The following is a 1,699-nucleotide window of genomic DNA, read 5'->3' as shown; positions in this document are numbered from 1 at the left end:
CGGCGGCAGGCTAGATACCGGCAGAGATGCGCTTGCTTGGGCGAAAGAGGCGCAGGAGCGCGGTGCGGGCGAAATTTTACTCACGTCGATGGACTGTGACGGCGTTAAAAACGGATTTGAGTTAAATTTAACGCGGATTTTTAGCGAGCTTGATATACCCGTGATCGCAAGCGGTGGCGCAGGCAAAATGGAGCACTTCAAAGACGCATTTTTAGCGGGCGCAGACGCATGCTTAGCGGCGTCGATTTTTCACTTCAGAGAGATCGAAATTAAGGCGCTAAAAGAATATTTAAGGCGGCAAGGCATCGAGGTGAGGTTGTAGAATTCCAGCCAAATTTAAATTATATAGCCGAAATTTAGCTGCCGAAGCGGTTAAATAGTTAAATTTTATTTTAAAATTTCATACATATTGCAAGCCCTTTGCCAAAACTCCTTAGCTTCAGAATGATTTTGCACGCCGTAATCATATCTGCCTATATCGCATGTTTTTTTATAATATATCATGGCTTTTTGCTTATCGCTGTAGTTTTCATTATACAAGGCGAAGTTATAGCAAGCAGAAAAAACGTTATCGGCATCACAAATTTTTCTATATACTGCAGCGGCTTTTACTTTATCTTGTTTTACGCCAATCCCATATTCATACGCATAAGCAAGCCCAAAGCAATCGCCGTCATTTTTATATTCATTGCATGCTTTTGTATATAGTTCCATCGCTTTTTTGTAGTTTTGTTTCGTTCCGCGTCCATTTTCATACATGAGTCCCAACTGAAAGCAACTACTAAATTTCTCCTTACTATCTTCTTTTGCTTCGCATGCTTTTTTAAAGAATTTTAGGGCCTTATCATAATTCAATTTTACTCCCTCTGCACCGTAGTGATATATTAATCCAGCACCATAGCATTCATTTGTTGTGCCGATACTTGTGCATTTTTTTTCGAGTTCTGTAGCAAAATTATAATCGGTATCTGCAAACACTAAAGACACAAAAGCGACTAAACTTAAAATAATTTTTTTCATTTTTTCTCCTTTAAAAATTTAAATTTCATAGTAATAAAATATAGTATGTTTGTGCTTTTGCTCATTTTTAATTTCTTGCTCTTGTTTTTCTCTTTCTTCTCTTTTATTGGTTACAAAAAATATACAAGAAATGCCAAAAATAGAGATAGCGCTTAAAACGATCAATACCAAAGAACTCAAAGTATTGGCACCAATCCCATTTATAAATAACGTAGTCAAAGCACTCGATAATATTCCCGTAAAGAACGACAACACAAATTTTTCATATTTATCCATACGCTCTCCTTATTTAAATTTTAGTCTCAATAATACCCCCCCCCCTGAGAATTTGCTTAAATTTATTTTTAATTTATTCGCTATTTTACCGCGCCGAATTTTAAAATTTAGCCTTAAATTTATTGATATTTGGCTATGATTAGATAAAAATAACAAAGGTGCGATACGCAAATGATAATCTCGGCGGGACGAAACGAAGTATTTCCATTCGCGCTACCTATGGGCGTGGGGCTAATCGATATGAGCATAAATCTGACGGCATTTTTGCAAAAGCGCGCTATGGCAGGCTTTTACGCTAAATATGAGCGCGATTTTGCGGATGAGCGAGCGGCGGATTTAGCGGCTCTGGCGCCTTTTGCGACGCACTCGCAAGCGGACAATGAGCTAAATTTAGCAAATCCGT

At 38.1% G+C, this 1,699-nt stretch carries 3 protein-coding genes and 1 pseudogene; 2 read left to right on the top strand and 2 right to left on the bottom strand.

The features are described 5' to 3' along the window. On the top strand, positions 1 to 322 hold a 322-nt coding region (locus tag Q0257_RS05290; protein ID WP_298022469.1), incomplete at its 5' end, for a HisA/HisF-related TIM barrel protein. 65 nt (positions 323 to 387) lie between these two features. On the opposite strand, the gene Q0257_RS05285 is transcribed toward Q0257_RS05290, so the two are convergent. Both Q0257_RS05285 and Q0257_RS05280 read right to left on the bottom strand, forming a co-directional pair. Continuing rightward, positions 388 to 1,020: a tetratricopeptide repeat protein gene (locus Q0257_RS05285; RefSeq protein ID WP_298022465.1), complete on the bottom strand. Its 633-nt coding sequence runs from the start codon at positions 1,018 to 1,020 to the stop codon at positions 388 to 390. Between the two features lie 18 nt (positions 1,021 to 1,038). After that, on the bottom strand, positions 1,039 to 1,296 hold the full coding sequence (locus Q0257_RS05280) for a hypothetical protein (RefSeq protein ID WP_297879771.1): 258 nt from the start codon (positions 1,294 to 1,296) through the stop codon (positions 1,039 to 1,041). A gap of 171 nt (positions 1,297 to 1,467) precedes the next feature. Between Q0257_RS05280 and Q0257_RS05275 the strand changes: the two are divergent. Next, positions 1,468 to 1,699 (top strand): annotated as a pseudogene (locus Q0257_RS05275) (purine-nucleoside phosphorylase); the annotation flags it as partial.

This window comes from uncultured Campylobacter sp. (genome assembly GCF_938018035.1).
GTDB lineage: Bacteria > Campylobacterota > Campylobacteria > Campylobacterales > Campylobacteraceae > Campylobacter_B.
Note: the sequence above shows the minus strand (reverse complement) of the source record. Positions and strands in the feature narration are given on the sequence as shown.